This is a genomic window from Massilibacillus massiliensis (genome assembly GCF_900086705.1).
Lineage (GTDB): Bacteria > Bacillota > Negativicutes > FLKF01 > FLKF01 > Massilibacillus > Massilibacillus massiliensis.
In genome coordinates this window covers 3,468,130-3,484,299 of sequence record NZ_LT575483.1, presented here as the reverse complement: position 1 = coordinate 3,484,299, position 16,170 = coordinate 3,468,130, and the positions used below count along the sequence as shown (strand labels likewise).

At 38.8% G+C, this 16,170-nt stretch carries 13 protein-coding genes; 1 reads left to right on the top strand and 12 read right to left on the bottom strand.

Annotation, left to right across the window (positions count from 1 at the left end):
* Positions 1 to 4: 4 nt before the first annotated feature.
* The 3 genes from BN6559_RS16770 to BN6559_RS16760 all read right to left on the bottom strand — a co-directional run bounded on the left by BN6559_RS16770 (position 5) and on the right by BN6559_RS16760 (position 4,365).
* Positions 5 to 1,411: a glycoside hydrolase family 1 protein gene (locus tag BN6559_RS16770; protein ID WP_110955803.1), complete on the bottom strand. Its 1,407-nt coding sequence runs from the start codon at positions 1,409 to 1,411 to the stop codon at positions 5 to 7.
* A 2-nt stretch (positions 1,412 to 1,413) separates the two neighbouring features.
* Positions 1,414 to 3,270 (bottom strand): beta-glucoside-specific PTS transporter subunit IIABC, encoded by a 1,857-nt coding sequence (locus tag BN6559_RS16765; RefSeq protein WP_110955802.1) that lies wholly within the window; start codon positions 3,268 to 3,270, stop codon positions 1,414 to 1,416.
* Between the two features lie 279 nt (positions 3,271 to 3,549).
* The gene (locus tag BN6559_RS16760; protein ID WP_110955801.1) at positions 3,550 to 4,365 is read right to left on the bottom strand and encodes a MurR/RpiR family transcriptional regulator; all 816 of its coding nucleotides are present in this window, start codon (positions 4,363 to 4,365) and stop codon (positions 3,550 to 3,552) included.
* Between the two features lie 326 nt (positions 4,366 to 4,691).
* Here BN6559_RS16760 and nudC point away from each other — a divergent pair, with 326 nt between their 5' ends.
* Positions 4,692 to 5,537: an NAD(+) diphosphatase gene (gene nudC / locus BN6559_RS16755; protein ID WP_110955800.1), complete on the top strand. Its 846-nt coding sequence runs from the start codon at positions 4,692 to 4,694 to the stop codon at positions 5,535 to 5,537.
* A 397-nt stretch (positions 5,538 to 5,934) separates the two neighbouring features.
* On the opposite strand, the gene argH is transcribed toward nudC, so the two are convergent.
* From argH to BN6559_RS16710, 9 genes are all read right to left on the bottom strand, one after another.
* Positions 5,935 to 7,359 (bottom strand): argininosuccinate lyase, encoded by a 1,425-nt coding sequence (argH, locus tag BN6559_RS16750; protein WP_110955799.1) that lies wholly within the window; start codon positions 7,357 to 7,359, stop codon positions 5,935 to 5,937.
* Complete coding sequence (locus BN6559_RS16745) at positions 7,359 to 8,570, bottom strand: argininosuccinate synthase (RefSeq protein WP_110955798.1); 1,212 nt, start codon at positions 8,568 to 8,570, stop codon at positions 7,359 to 7,361. Before BN6559_RS16745 ends, argH begins: the two co-directional genes overlap by 1 nt.
* Positions 8,571 to 8,611: 41 nt before the next feature.
* Positions 8,612 to 9,547 carry an ornithine carbamoyltransferase gene (gene argF / locus BN6559_RS16740; protein ID WP_110955797.1) on the bottom strand — a complete coding sequence of 312 codons (936 nt, stop codon included), beginning with the start codon at positions 9,545 to 9,547 and terminating at the stop codon, positions 8,612 to 8,614.
* Positions 9,548 to 9,596: 49 nt separating this feature from the next.
* Positions 9,597 to 10,796 carry an acetylornithine transaminase gene (locus BN6559_RS16735; RefSeq protein WP_110955796.1) on the bottom strand — a complete coding sequence of 400 codons (1,200 nt, stop codon included), beginning with the start codon at positions 10,794 to 10,796 and terminating at the stop codon, positions 9,597 to 9,599.
* A gap of 15 nt (positions 10,797 to 10,811) precedes the next feature.
* Positions 10,812 to 11,699, bottom strand: a complete 888-nt coding sequence (gene argB, locus BN6559_RS16730; protein ID WP_110955795.1) for an acetylglutamate kinase — start codon at positions 11,697 to 11,699, stop codon at positions 10,812 to 10,814.
* A gap of 85 nt (positions 11,700 to 11,784) precedes the next feature.
* Positions 11,785 to 12,990, bottom strand: coding sequence for a bifunctional glutamate N-acetyltransferase/amino-acid acetyltransferase ArgJ (gene argJ, locus BN6559_RS16725; protein ID WP_110955794.1), 1,206 nt, complete (start codon positions 12,988 to 12,990; stop codon positions 11,785 to 11,787).
* Between the two features lie 44 nt (positions 12,991 to 13,034).
* The gene (gene argC, locus BN6559_RS16720; protein WP_110955793.1) at positions 13,035 to 14,069 is read right to left on the bottom strand and encodes an N-acetyl-gamma-glutamyl-phosphate reductase; all 1,035 of its coding nucleotides are present in this window, start codon (positions 14,067 to 14,069) and stop codon (positions 13,035 to 13,037) included.
* 294 nt (positions 14,070 to 14,363) lie between these two features.
* Positions 14,364 to 15,380: an ABC transporter substrate-binding protein gene (locus tag BN6559_RS16715; protein ID WP_110955792.1), complete on the bottom strand. Its 1,017-nt coding sequence runs from the start codon at positions 15,378 to 15,380 to the stop codon at positions 14,364 to 14,366.
* Positions 15,367 to 16,167, bottom strand: coding sequence for an ABC transporter ATP-binding protein (locus BN6559_RS16710; RefSeq protein ID WP_110955791.1), 801 nt, complete (start codon positions 16,165 to 16,167; stop codon positions 15,367 to 15,369). The genes BN6559_RS16715 and BN6559_RS16710 overlap by 14 nt, the downstream gene beginning before the upstream one ends.
* Positions 16,168 to 16,170: the final 3 nt, after the last annotated feature.

Here is a 16,170-nt window from a genome sequence, read left to right as displayed (position 1 = left end):
TTTCTTATCGATCTAAATTTTCACCATTGCTGGCTATAATTTGTTTATAATACTTGTAACTTTCTTTTCGCATACGCTTTAATGTTCCACTACCATCGTTATTTCGATCTACATACACAAAACCGTATCTTTTTTTCATTTCGCCAGTCCCGGCTGATACAATATCCATCGGGCCCCACCAGGTATAACCGATAATATTGGCTCCATCCTTGATTGCTTCTTTCATCATCACTACATGCTCTTTCAGATATTCCATTCTTTCGTCATCGTGAATTTTTCCATCTTCCGCAATTTCATCACTTGTCCCTAATCCGTTTTCCACAATGAAAAGCGGCTTGCGATAGCGATCTGTCAATTCATTGCATACATAGCGCAGTCCTAGTGGATCAATTGGCCATCCCCACTTACTTTCTTTTAAATATGGATTTTTTTTGCCTAACAAACCGCCCGTATTGCCAAGGATTTTCATCCCTGCTTCATGTAAAGATGAGCGATAATAACTAAAGCCCAAGTAATCACAAACACCTTTTTTTAATGTTTCTTCATCCTCCGGTTCTCTATCGATAGAAATATGATTTTCCTCTGCTATCCGCTTAAAATACGCCGGATATTCACCGCGAAGCTGAATATCGCTATAAAACAAAGATCGACGTCTTAACTCGTAGGATGCAAAAACATCTTCCGGCTTACAAGTTGCCGGATAAATAGGGGATAATGACAGCATACAGCCAATGTTAAACTGCCTATTAATTGCATGCCCAATTATATTTGCTTTTGCACTTGCTACCAGCATGTTATGGCTGGCTTGATAAATATCGTTCAATTTGTTTGCATCTTCTTTTACTTCAATTCCAGCTGCAATTAACGGCAAAGTATGCGCATGATTGATCTCATTAAACGTCATCCAGTACTTTACCTTATCTTTATAGCGATTAAATATTACATTACAATACCTTGTATAAAACTCGATCAATTTTCTATTCTTCCAGCCACCGTATGTTTTAATTAAATGCAGCGGCGTTTCAAAATGAGAAATCGTAACAACAGGTTCCATATGATACTTTAACAGTTCATCGAATAGTTGATCATAAAATTGCAGTCCCTTTTCATTTGGTTCTGCTTCATCCCCATTCGGGAAAATGCGGCTCCAAGCGATAGAGGTTCTAAAGCACTTCATGCTCAAGTCTGATAATTCTCGTAAATCTTCTTTATACGTATGATAGAAATCAATTGCTTTGTGACTTGGATAAAATGTATCTTTTTTCAGTTCTAGAGATACATTCTTAAACCGATCCTTTCCCACTGGAAGTACGTCTGCAACACTTAATCCTTTACCGTCTTCATGATAGGCCCCTTCTGCCTGATTTGCGGCAATTGCGCCGCCCCATAAGAAATCTTTAGGAAATCCCATAATTACACCTTCTTCATTTCAAGTTTGATTACCCGGTCACCCGTGCTGACCTGTCCGTATTTTTCTATATTGATCTCCTGAAAATCACCATGATTTGTGATAATCATCATGGTTGTTGGATCGTAACCTTTTTCTTTTATTTTTTCTAAGTCAAATTGAATTAATGGTTGTCCTTTTGTTACAGTTTCGCCTTGCTTAACAAGCATTTCAAAATGCTCACCATTTAATTCAACCGTACCGATACCAACGTGGATTAAGATTTCAACACCACTGATTGCTTTAAGCCCGATTGCATGTCCGGTTGGAAAAGCAACTTCAATCGTTCCATCTATCGGCGATACTACAATGCCATTTTCGGGAATGAAAGCAACACCTTCGCCCATTACTTTCTGTGAAAAAGCCGGATCTTTCACCTGTTCTATCGCAATCATTTCACCATCAACACAGGCAGCTAATTCCAGATCTTCTTCATTGGCAGCTGAATTTTTTGAAGATGTTTCACCTTCATCAAAGCCTAAGAAATAGGTTAATACTGCCGAAACTGTAAATGACATCGCTATCCCAATGACGTAAATCATAAACGTATCACCAAAGAATGCGGGTAACGTTGTTAACGCCGGGAATACATATACAATTGCTTTGGTATGAAACATTCCCATAAATCCACCTGCAATTCCCCCTGCGATCGTTTGGGCAATTAGAGGTCTCTTATATTTTATCGACAAGCCATATACAATCGGCTCTGTAATTCCACCCAATAATGCCGGCACAATAGAGGATGCTGCAAGTCCTTTTGTTTCCTTATTCTTAGAACGTAGAACCACGCCTAAGGCAACCCCTGCACTGGCAAATGTAGCCGCCGCAATCATCGGTCTGATTACATCATAGCCATAAGTCGCAAAATTATTTATCATAATTGGGACAACACCCCAGTGAATGCCGATCATAACTAAATACGTCCAACCTGCTCCTATGATAATTCCTGCTAACAATCCGCTCGTAGAGCTTATCATATTCACAAAATTTCCGAGTCCATTCCCAAGGGTTACACCAATCGGCCCAATGACCAGAACAGCCAACGGCACCATAATCAATAAGGCAGCCATTGATAGCGCAAATATTTCAATACTTTTAGGAATAAATTTTTTCAAGAATTTTTCTAAATAGGAATACGCCCATATTGTCAGGATTGCAGGAATAACCGTCCCTGCATATCCCATGAGCACAACCGGAATGCCAGCAAAATATGTCATATCACCATTTGCTTTCATTAATCCTGTAAAATTTGGTTCCATCAATGCGCCAATGATTGCAACTGAAATAAATGGATTTACGTTAAAAGTTTTTGCTGAGCTAAACGCTAAAAATATTGGTAAAAAATAAAATACACTATTCCCCGCAGCGCTTAATATCTTATACGTACTCCCTGCATTATCCATAAATCCATAGGTCGTCAGACTAACAATCAGGGCCTTGATCATACCCGACCCGGCAAGTGCTATGATAATGGGAGTAAAAATAGATGCCATTGTGGTGAAGACCCGGGTTAATATATTGCCTGATGGCTTTTCTTCTACATCCTTGCTATTAGATTCATTTTTAATTTGAGGATACATCGTTATGATTGTGTCAAATACATCTGTAACTTCATTCCCAATCACAACCTGAAATTGTCCATTACCTTCAATTACAGTTAGTACGCCTTGTAGCTTCTGAATAGACTCTTTATCGGCTTTTGCTACATCCTTTAACCTAAATCTCAATCTGGTTACACAATGAAACAAGCCATTGATATTTTCTACGCCGCCGACTTTATCAATGACTTCTTTCGCGAGTTGCTTATAATCTTTCTTTGCCATAGTTTTTCCTCCTATCTAAATCACAAAAACTATCAATATACTGTAATTATAGCAATCGCTATGCCGATCTCTTTTGTTTTTTATTTTTAGAAAATTTGCAATATAAAGAAATAAATATGATATAATTATTAATTTACCAATGCAGGCTCACTACATCACTCTATTTAAACAAGCATACAAATAGCCTTCGTTGAATGACCTAGAATAACTTCATTCTAAACGAAGGCTGTCTTCATTTTATTTTAGTTGTCATAGGGTTCTGCTGAAAATGAGCATTCCTTACCCTTTAGAGTGCACATTCTTTCTCTGCCTATACCTGGATGTAATAAAATCAGTAATTAATTGAAATAAGATGGAGTGTGTTTGCACACCAGAGGCATGCTCATATGTAATACATAAATCTACATAGGGATACTTCTCAATTTGCTTATTGGCCGTAATTGCAACAATTTTGGCTTTTGTTTGCCTGAAGATATTTTTATCAATATTGCCTGTCGTTATTAATTGATATTTTTTTATATAATTGCCTGAGTTCGTAAATATAATAATCAACGTATCTTTATCTGCATTTTTAATAAATTCATTCTGCTCCACATCATTGATATAGGTAAGGATATATTTCTCATTATAGGCAAGTTTCATCTGCAAATCCATTGCTGCCGATTCTGAGTATAGGAGACCAAACGCTGCTACTTTATCATAACGCAGTAAATCATCAACCAATTGATCTATTTTAGACATATCAATACTGGATTTTGCTAATTTTAAATCATCGATCATCACATCGATATATTCTTCTGCTGTATGTGTTTCCATATAACTCAAAATATTGTCATTATAGTTTAAATGATTTGAACTTTTATTACTCTTATAAGAAGATGCTGCCTTCATTTCTAAGAAATCATCAAATCCTATATATCTTGCAAACTTGGAGATCGTTGACTTTGAAACAAAACATAGATCCGCAACCTCTGCTATCGTCATGTTTCTGATGGCATCGAAATTAGATAATAAGACACTGGCGATATGATAGTAGGTTGAGTTTTTCTTTCCATTATTTAAAATAATTAATAGCCTGTTTAATAATTGCCCCATATGATGCTCCTTAATTACCAGTACCTTGATCAAATTGAAACAAATCTTAAAATTCACCCTGCCCAAGATACTAGAAAATACAACTTCATAAGATAATTATACTCTATATTCATTGAAATTTTATAGTTTTCTCCAAATCAAAAGTATAGTTCTTTTTTCTTACATTAGAAACTACCAAATGAAAATTAAACTACAACAATAGAATCTATCCAAGTGTTTAAGAAATTGCATAAAACCGTATAATCCGTTAGAATATAAATTAGAATCTATTGTCTAACGCAGAAAACGACGATGACTTTCTGCAAATCCATGAGAGGGTGATTTTTATGATCCAGGATATTGGACCAAAAATATTCAATAATAATTTTAAACATCAAAAAGCCAAAGAATCTGATGTTTTCCTTTCATATGAAGGAGATACCGTTCTAATAAAGGAAGATAAAGACAAACTATGGTATCCGTCTTTTATCGATTTTCAAGAAAAATATCCTTCACTTATAGAAAAAGCACAGTTTCTTTTCACCATCAATGAAATTAATTACTTTCTGGTAGACGAACAGGGGCTTGATTCCGTGGATGGCTGGATTTATGTGAATGTGCGCCGCTTTCGTTCAGAACCAAAATATTGGCGTTCCTTTGCCGGTGCTGTCGGTTGGCAACTAAATCGCTGGTATTCGGATCATAAATTTTGCAGCAGATGTAAGACGCCCCTGAAAAAATCCGATAAAGAGCGCATGCTCTATTGTGACAGCTGCAACTTTCAGATCTACCCTAAAATTTCACCGGCAGTTATTGTTGCTGTACATGACAAAAATCGTCTCCTTTTAACAAAATACGCCGGAAGAGAACACGTTCGTCATTCACTGATTGCCGGTTTTGCAGAAATAGGGGAAAGCCTTGAACAAACAGTGCATCGCGAAGTACTGGAAGAAGCCGGACTGAAAGTGAAAAACCTAAAATTTTACAAGAGCCAACCGTGGCCGTTTACCGATACGCTCCTCGCCGGATTTTATGCCGAGCTCGACGGCGATAATGCAATTACGCTAGAAACTGATGAACTTGCACTGGGCGTCTGGGTGGAGAGAGAAAATATTCCGCTAGAAGATAAGCTGCAAATGAGCCTGACCAGCGAAATGATCGCTGTCTTCAAAAAAAATGAATTTGATTTATAGAGATATGAGAACAGAAAACTATTTTACAAACGTGATTAAATTCGTTATAATGAACATATACTAAATAAACCAAAAACGCCCTGGTGCAAACAGGACGTTTCGGTCGAATACTTTAGGTGAACAGCACTTTCAAGATAAAAGCTATAAGTGCCACTACCTTGACAAGTACCGTTCCTTCTACGTCAAAGCTGAAACGAAACTTCAAGGGTATCACCTCCTGTATTCACTTTGCAAGCACGGTGGACACCGTGCTTGCTTTATTATTATAGACTTCATATTTTCCAGACGTCAAATATAATTTGACGTCTTTTTTATTTCATTTGAGTTTTTTATGAAACCAAAAAGTTTCAAATCTTCATGATAAAAGCGACGACTCCTTCCGGAATCGCCGCTTTCATTATTTCACTTCAACTGCTTTTTCCTGATAAACATCAATGACTGTCTGATGTTTATTCATGATTTCTTCAGCGATTTTTAAATTTTGCTCTACTTGCTTGTAAGAAGTCCCACCAAAGGAGTTGCGGTTTTCTACGCAGGTTTCTGCCTTGATCGCTTCTAAGATATCGGCTTCAAATAATGGTGAGAATTGTTTAAATTCTTCTAAGGATAAATCCATAAGCCATTTATTATGCTCAATACAATAGTGCACGCTTTTACCGGATACTTCATGCGCTTGTCTGAATGGCAAGCCTTTTTTCACGAGGTAATCCGCCAGATCGGTTGCATTGGAAAAATCTTCTCTGACTGCTGCTAGCATGACATCTTTGTTTACGCGCATTGCTTTGATCATTTGCGCATAAACACTCAGGCTAAATTTTACCGTGTCAATGGTATCAAATAAACCTTCTTTGTCTTCTTGCAAATCTTTATTATACGCAAGCGGCAAGCCTTTTGCCGTGGTCAGCATTGCCATGAGATGACCGATCACCCGGCCTGTTTTTCCTCTTACCAGCTCAGACACATCCGGATTTTTCTTCTGTGGCATCATACTTGAACCAGTGCAATGCGCATCATCAAGTTCTACAAAAGAAAACTCTTTTGAACACCATAGAATAATTTCTTCACTGATACGGCTAAGATGCATCATTAAAATCGATGCAAAGGATAAAAATTCTAAGATGTAGTCCCGATCACTTACAGCGTCTAAGCTATTGTTATATACTGCACCAAAGTTCAATTGTTCCGCAACAAAATGTCGATCGATCGGAAATGTCGTGCCAGCAAGTGCACCAGCGCCTAACGGCATGATATCCGCGCGTTCATAAACACCTTGCAAACGAGAGAAGTCTCGATTTAGCATGGAAAAATAGGCCAGTAAATGATGTGAGAACAGGATTGGCTGTGCCCGTTGCAAATGCGTATACCCAGGCATGATCACATCAGAATATTTTTCAGCGGTTTCTACTAAAGCTTTTTCCATATCTAAAAGAAGTTTTGCAATATGGGTAGCTTCTTTACGTACGTACATGTGCGTGTCAAGCGCAACTTGGTCGTTACGACTGCGCGCCGTATGCAGTCTTCCTCCTGCTTCACCAATGCGATCTGTTAAACGTTTTTCGATATTCATATGAATATCTTCGAGCGCAACTTCAAAAGAGAAGTTGCCTGCCTCGATATCGGCTAATATGCCTTTTAAACCGTTAACGATCGCCACTTTATCCGCGTCGGAGATAATACCGCACTTCGCAAGCATTGTTGCATGTGCGATAGAGCCTGCAATATCTTCATGATACATACGTTTATCAAATGAGATCGATGCTTGAAATTCGTTGATCATCTCATCGGTTGTTTTTGAAAATCTTCCGCCCCAAAGTTTGCCCATTATTTACCTGCTTTTTGCTGCATTAAAGCTCTAACTTTTAATGGTAGGCCAAATAAGTTAATGAACCCTTCTGCATCTGCTTGATTATAAACTTCATCACGTTCGAACGTAACGAATTCTTCATTGTATAAAGAATATGGAGATTTCGCGCCAGCGGACATAATGTTACCTTTGTAAAGTTTCACACGAACTGTACCAGTTACAGTTTCTTGTGTTTGTTTTACAAAAGCATCTAAAGCTTCACGAAGTTGTGAGAACCACATGCCATCATATACGAGCTCCCCATAACGGATTGCTACGCCTTCTTTATAATGCAGCATCGCACGATCTAAACATAAATATTCTAATTCACGGTGTGCATAATACAGAATTGCTCCGCCTGGATTTTCGTATACGCCACGAGATTTCATACCAACAAGACGATTTTCAACGATATCTGTGATACCAACGCCATTTGCTGCACCAAGTACATTTAATTTTGTCAGCAATTCCACAGCACCCATTTTTACACCATCCACAGCAACAGGGATACCTTTTTCAAAGTCCACTGTTACATACGTTGCTTGATCTGGTGCTTGTTCAGGTGCTTTTGATACTAAGTACATTTCATCTTTTGGTGCATTCCAAGGATTTTCAAGATCGGAACCCTCATGGCTTAAATGCCAGATATTACGGTCCATGCTATAGGTTTTGTTGCTCGTTGCCACTGGAATGTTATGTTTTTGTGCATAGGCGATTGCATCTTCACGAGAACGAATATCCCATAAACGCCAAGGTGCAACAATTTTCAAATGCGGTGCTAATGCTTTTACTGTTAACTCGAAACGAACTTGGTCATTTCCTTTACCAGTTGCACCATGTGCAATTGCATCTGCACCTTCTTTTGCAGCAATTTCAACCAATTTTTTCGCAATCAAAGGACGTGCAAAGGAAGTACCTAATAGGTATTTACCTTCATATACTGCACCAGCTTGCAAAGTTGGCCATACGTATTCTTCTAAAAAAGGTTTGGTTAAATCTTCGATATATACTTTGCTGGCACCAGAAGCAAGCGCTTTGTCATGAACCACATTCAATTCATCCCCTTGCCCAATGTCAGCACACATTGCAATAACTTCACAATCGTCATAGTTTTCTTTTAGCCAAGGAATGATAACTGATGTATCAAGACCTCCGGAATATGCTAATACTACTTTTTTAATATCACCCATATTTTCCACTCCTCTTTATCACTATTAAAATATATGTTAACTCAGCAATGATCCCCCATTGTAAGTGCCAAAACTGCTTTTTGGACATGCAAACGGTTCTCTGCTTCGTCAAAAATAACATCTTGATATTTTTCAAGAACTTCTTCGGAAATTTCTTCACCACGGTGTGCCGGCAAACAATGTAAAACAATTGCAGACTTTGCTGCCACTTCCATCAGTTTGCTGTTGATTTGATAATTTTTGAAGATATCGCAACGTTGTGCATGCTCTTCCTCTTGCCCCATACTTGCCCATACATCTGTATAAAGTACATCTGCATCTTTTGCGGCTTCATAGATATCATTCACCACTGTAATCGAAGCGCCTGTTTTCTTTCCGGCTTCCACTGCATTTGCAAACACGGTTGCATCCGGTTGATACCCCTTTGGTGTTGCTGCGACAAAATGCATTCCTACTTTCGCCGCGCCATGCATTAAGGAATGCACCATATTGTTTCCATCCCCTATATACGCAAGTTTCAAGCCTTTTAGATTTTTACCTTTATGTTCTTGAATCGTAAGCAAATCCGCTAACACCTGGCAAGGATGTAATAAGTCCGTTAAACCATTAATGACCGGAATATCAGCGTATTTTGCAAATTCTTCTACATCCGCATGTGCAAAGGTACGAATCATCACACCATCAAGATATCTGGATAAAACTCTCGCTGTATCTTTAATAGGTTCGCCGCGACCAATTTGCAAATCGCTTCCAGATAGAAACAGCGCTGTTCCGCCCAATTGATACATTCCAACTTCAAAAGAAATTCTTGTACGTGTAGATGATTTTTGAAAAATCATGCCTAACGTTTTTCCTTCTAATAAATGATGCTGAATTCCAGCTTTTTGTTTTACTTTTAGTTCTTTTGCTAACGTTAAAATTTTATACACTTCTTCTGTTGTCAGATCATGTATAGATAGCAAATCTCTACCTTTCATCTTAAAACCCCCATACGAAACCATTATACCATGATACATTTGTTCAAAGTTACAAATCCTGATTTTTTTCTAATACTTTATCTAAAATTGCAATCAATTCGTCGACATTGCTTTTATTTATAATGAGCGGCGGTACAAAACGAAGTACAGTTTCAGCGGTACAGTTAATAATTGCACCAGCTTCCAAACATTCGTTCACAATCTGACGTCCCGGTTTGGTGAGCTGCATACCAATGATGAGCCCCATACCGCGTACTTCAGTGATCAGTGCCGGATACTTTTCTTGTAAACCTTTAAGTTTTGCTGTTAAATATGCACCAATTTCTTTTGCATTCTCTAGCAGCTTATCACTTGCAATCGTATCCAGTGTGACATTTGCAGCTGCAGAAGCAAGCGGATTACCGCCGAATGTAGAACCGTGATCGCCTGGATGGAACACTGCTGCCACTTTATCCGATGCGATAAACGCACCGATCGGCACACCGCCTGCTAACCCTTTGGCAAGCGTTACGATATCAGGTGTAACTCCAAACTGTTCATAGGCAAACATGGTCCCCGTTCTGCCAATCCCCGTCTGAATTTCATCTAAAATCAGCAATGCACCATATTGATCACAAAGCGCACGCACCTGTTTCAAGTAGGCTTGATCAGGAATATGCACACCGCCTTCACCTTGAATCGGTTCAAGCATAACTGCACAAGTTTTTTCGCTCATCATTGCAGCAAGTGCATCGATGTCATTATATTCTACGTATTTAAAATCTGCCGGCAATGGCGCAAACCCCTTTTGATATTTCGGTTGTGCCGTTGCTGTTAAAGTAGCAAGGGTACGACCATGAAATCCATGCCAAGCCGTGATAATTTCTGATTTATCAGGATGGATATTATGCGCATATTTACGCGCTAGTTTAATCGCTCCTTCATTTGCTTCTGCACCAGAATTGCCTAAAAATACTTTGCCTAAGCCACTTAGTTTCACGAGTTTTTCAGCTAAGTTTGCCTGTGTTTCTGTATAATATAAATTTGAACAGTGAATCACTTTTGACGCCTGGTCGGCAATTGCCTTGACCAATGCAGGATGTGCATGACCTAATACATTAACAGCAATGCCCCCTAAGTAATCTAAGTATTTTTTACCATCCGTATCATACACATAAGGCCCTTCTCCGCGCTCAATTACCATTTGATATCTAGCAAAAACCGGCATATAGTAGTCTTTGTCTTTTTGATAAATTTCTTCATTTGTCATTTTTATAACACCTCTCTATTTTACAACTTGCGTTCCAATTCCCTGTGGCGTAAATACTTCTAAAATTAAAGAATGTGGCTGACGTCCATCAATAATATGCGTCTTTCCTGTACCGGCTTCTAAAGAACTTAAACAAGCCTCTACCTTTGGAATCATACCGCCGGCGATTGTACCAGCCTCAATCATTTTACGCGCATCCAATTGTTTTAACGTAGAAATAAACGTGCTTTTATCGTTATAATCGCCATAAATTCCTTCGATGTCTGTAAGCAGCAATAATTTTTCTGCCTTTAATGCACCGGCAACTTCCGCGGCAACATAATCAGCATTGATGTTAAAACTTTCATGATGTTCACCAACACCAATTGGTGCAATGACCGGAATATAATTACGTTCTAATAAGTCATTTAAAATATCTGTATTTACTTCTTCAACTGCGCCAACAAAACCGATATCGACTTCTCTGGTTGTTCCATTTTCATGGACAACCGCATACTTCTTTTTCGCTTTCAACAGTTCTGCATCTTTGCCGCTTAATCCTACCGCTTTAACGCCAGCTTCGTTGAGTAAACTCACAATTTCCGTATTGATTTTTCCGACAAGCACCATTTCAGCGATTTGTACGGTTTCCTCATCCGTTACACGCAAGCCACTGACAAATTCACTTTGTTTGCCAACTTTTTTTAAGAAATTCGTGATATCAGGGCCACCGCCATGCACAATAACAGGCCGCATCCCAACATACTTCATTAATACAATATCTTGAATCACTTGTTCTTTGAGTTCGTTGCTCACCATTGCATTACCGCCGTACTTAATCACAATCGTTTTTCCGTAAAACTCTTGTATATAAGGCAGTGCCTCTACTAAAATTCTAGCTTTATCCGCTGGTGTAAAATCCATCCGCATAACCTCCGCTATATCAATGAAGACTGTCACAACATGCATTTGTAACAGTCTCATTTTTTCTATGTCATTTATTCAAAAATCAGGTATGGTATTCACCATTAATTTTCACATATTCATAAGATAAGTCGCAAGTCCAGACCGTTGCTTTTTCTTCACCTAACCCAAGCTGAATATTTACCGTAATATCATGTTCTTCCATAACCGATTTTAATGCTTTTTCGTCATAACCTGCACCCATACCTTTATCAAATACAATGATATCGCCTAAAGATACAACTGTTTTCTCTGGGACCATGTTTGCACCGGCATAACCTACTGCACAAATAATTCTGCCCCAGTTTGCATCTTCACCGAAGAAAGCAGTTTTCACAAGCGGAGATTTTGCAACACTCATTGCAACCTTTTTTGCATCGACAAAACTCTCTGCACCTGTTACATTAACTTCCAAGAATTTGGTAGCGCCTTCTCCATCACGTGCTACCAATTTTGCAAGACCAACGCATACTTTTTCGAGCGCATCCGCAAAAATTTGATACTCTGCATTTTCTTCAGTAATCAGTGGATTTTCAGCCATGCCATTTGCCATAACAAGCACCATATCATTTGTACTTGTATCTCCATCTACGGAAACCATATTAAAAGAAACATTGACTACTTTTGAAAGTGCTTTCTGCAATACTTCATGACTGATTGCAGCATCGGTTGTAATAAAGCAAAGCATCGTTGCCATGTTCGGGTGAATCATACCGGAGCCTTTGGCTATCCCACCAATGTTTACCGTTTTGCCGCCGAGTTCAAAACTAAAGGAACATGCCTTTTGAAATGTATCGGTTGTAATAATCGCCTTACTTGCAGCATCACTGCCATTCTCATTTAGCGATTTTACCGCTGTTTTTATCCCTGCTGCAATTTTATCCATCGGTAAAGTTTGACCAATAATCCCTGTAGAAGCAACAAACACATCGTTTGCCTCTACGCCAAGTTCTTGTGCTGTCAATTCCGCCATTTTTTTTGCATCCTGCATACCTTGCTCACCCGTACAAGCATTTGCACAGCCTGCATTCACTACAATTGCATGCGCAGTTCCTTTTTTTGCAACTTCTTTAGAAACAAAAACCGGCGCTGCCGCAACTAAGTTTGTCGTAAACGTTCCCGCAACAGTTGCAGGTTTTTCCGTATAGATAACTGCCATATCATCTTTACCGCTTTTTTTCACGCCGGCTTTAATCCCGCTGGCTTTAAAGCCCTTCGCCAGTGTAACACCGGCATTGTTTTCTTTAAACATAAAAATTCCTCCGATTTATTTAATTTCATTCTTATTTTTTATTTTTAAGGATATACCGGTACATAATCCAGTCCCATTTTTTCATCAAATCCACATAGGATATTAAAATTCTGAATCGCCTGACCTGCCGCCCCTTTAACCAAATTATCAATGGCAGAAAGTACGATGACGCGCCCGACGCGTTCATCTATATGCCAGCCAATATCACAGAAATTAGAACCGCGTGTATTTTTTGTCTGCGGATATGCACCAGCCCCTAGTAGGCGTACAAAATATTCATCTTTATAAAGCGCTTGATACTCATCAGTCACTGCTTGTTTGGTTACGCCCTTTTTCAACGTTGCATAACAAGTACTCAAGATACCACGTGACATTGGAATCAGATGCGGCGTAAAACTAATGACAACATCTTCACCGGAAAAATCCGATAAAGCTTGCTCAATTTCCGGTGTATGACGATGTCCGCCAACATTATAGGCTTTCAAATTATCATACATCTCTGCAAAATGCGTATTCAAGCTCGCACTGCGTCCGGCACCAGAAATTCCTGACTTCGCATCAACAACAATTGTATTTAACTCAATAAGCCCCTTCTTCACCAAAGGTGCTAAAGCCAAAATAGTCGCTGTTGTATAACATCCGGCATTGCCAACAATCGATGCCGTTTTAATCTGTTCACGATATAGTTCTGCCAGCCCATACACTCTTTTTGCATCTTTGTGCGTATGTTCTACCTTATACCATGTTTCATAAGTACTTGTATCTGTAAAACGGTAGTCAGCTCCTAAATCGATAATCTTTACATTTTTACCTTCCAATGCTTTCCCCACAGCCATCGCATGACCATGCGGCAAGCCAATAAAGATTACCTCGCTATCCGCTGCAATTTTATCTATTTCCTTCATACTGATTAAGTTTTGTTCATAAAGACCATTTAAATGCGTATATATTTCATTCATCGGTTTACCAGTCTGACTCTCCGATGTAATATGCACAATTTCTGCTTCCGGATGATTTTTAAGTAATCGCAGCAATTCCACACCTGCATAACCAGTTGCACCGATAACACTCACTTTCACCGTAATACCCCCTCATCAAAGCACATCGTTTTATTATGTTTATAATTATACATCAAATACGTATAAACTTGCAATAGTTTTTATGTAAGTTTGTTATTTTTTCATTTTTGCAAAAAAAAAGACGACTCCTATTAGAACTTTATTTAGCGTGCGAAATAACTAAATAAATTATTCTATAGCATCATCTTATTTTCCTTTATATAGGATCTACTTCATACTACAATTATCCGTTTTAAAGATCTTATGAAGAGCATGCCATCTCCTCATAAGATTGCTTTCCTAAATTCAAATTGTTTATAAATTTTTGTCTGGGTATAACCCTTGCGCGATTTTTTTCATTGCGTCGATCACGCGCCCATTACAATTATTCACATCATTAAACGGAACATTAATGATTCTTCCTTCTCCCACCGCCTTCATGGATTGAAAATCAGGGTTAGATTGCAGCTTTTCCTTAACCTCTGCATCACTTAGATTCTTCCTTGGTTCCAAGCTAGATGAAACATAGATTACATAATCTGGATCAAACCCTAAAACACGTTCCGGTCCAACAAACGATGTTTGCTCTTTAACTAGATTTGCACCACCGGCTTTTTGCACAATATCATCAATGATATAACGATTTCCATATAAGGAATATGTACTCTTTCCGTGCTCTTGCAATATGATAACTTTCTTGCGTTCTTCCACAGTGCCGATCTCTTGCTGTATGCTAGCCACTTGACTGCGGCAGGCAGCGATGTAATCTTGCGCTCGTTTTTCAATACCAAATATTTTTCCGATATCTTCAATGAATGGATAAACTGAATTCTCGATCGTCGGTTGTGTCTGTTTTAATGTTCCCGGAACAATATACGTACCAATGCGACGTTCCTGCCAATTATGTACTTCGCCCATTTCACCGGCGCTAAAATTATGTGCCCAACCGATAATAAAATCTGGCTGCATCGCAAAAATTTCCTCCTGTGAAGGAATAAAAGCGGCTTTTAAAATAGATAATGTATCATAACGTTCAGCCAATTCCGCCGGTGGCGCACCATAAGGTGCAACTGTTGCCATGATATTTTCATCTAATCCCAGGGTTAGCAATAATTCTGTCGCCCCAGGATATGTACTCAGAACTTTTTGTGGCGGTCTATGATAAGTATAATGCACTTCTCTGCCTTCACTATCATAATTACTTATCGTAATTGGATATCCGGGAGCACTCTGCTCTGAAGCTCCGACAGTTTCTTTGGTACATCCTGTATGCAAAAGTAAAACGGCAATACAAAGTACCATAAAATAAACCCTTCTCTTAACCTGCATCATTACACCTCTTACAAGTTGATGGCACGAAAGGGTGGTACACAATGGAAAGAAAACCTGTATGTGTATCTAGATTGACATCACAGTCAATTTCATAAATATCACGAATTCTTTCTTTGGTCAGCACTTCTTGTGGCGTTCCATCCGCAATGAGGCAGCCATTTTTCAACACATAGAGTTTCGTGCAATACATCGCTGCCAAATTCAAATCATGTAAAGCTGCCAGCGTACCAATCCCTAAGGATTTTACAATAGATAAGAGCTGTAATTGATATTTAATATCTAAGTGATTAGTCGGTTCATCCAGTACCAAAAATTGGGGTTGCTGCACTAAAGCGCGTGCTAAAACGATTCTTTGCTTTTCGCCACCAGACAGAGTGACAAATTGGCGATCCGCCGCCTCTTGCATACCAACTTGCTCCAAAGCTTGCAATGCGATCTTATAATCTTCTTGTGTATCGGCATGAAAAAACTTTTTATGCGGTGTCCGTCCCATAAGCACCATTTCCATCACGGAAAAATCAAAATTTACCGTATTAAACTGCCCAACAACACCCAACTGCTTTGCTGAAGTATGTAACGGAATATGTTTCATATCCTCTCCGCCAAATAAAATTGTTCCGTTGCTTGGCTTTAATACACGATATACAGCTTTTAATAAAGTTGATTTACCACTGCCATTTGGACCAATAATCCCTACAAACGCGCCTTTATCAACCGCTAGTGAAATACTCTTAATAATTTTTTTCTTTGCAATTGTCACCTCTACATCCTGTAACGTCAAATCCATAGG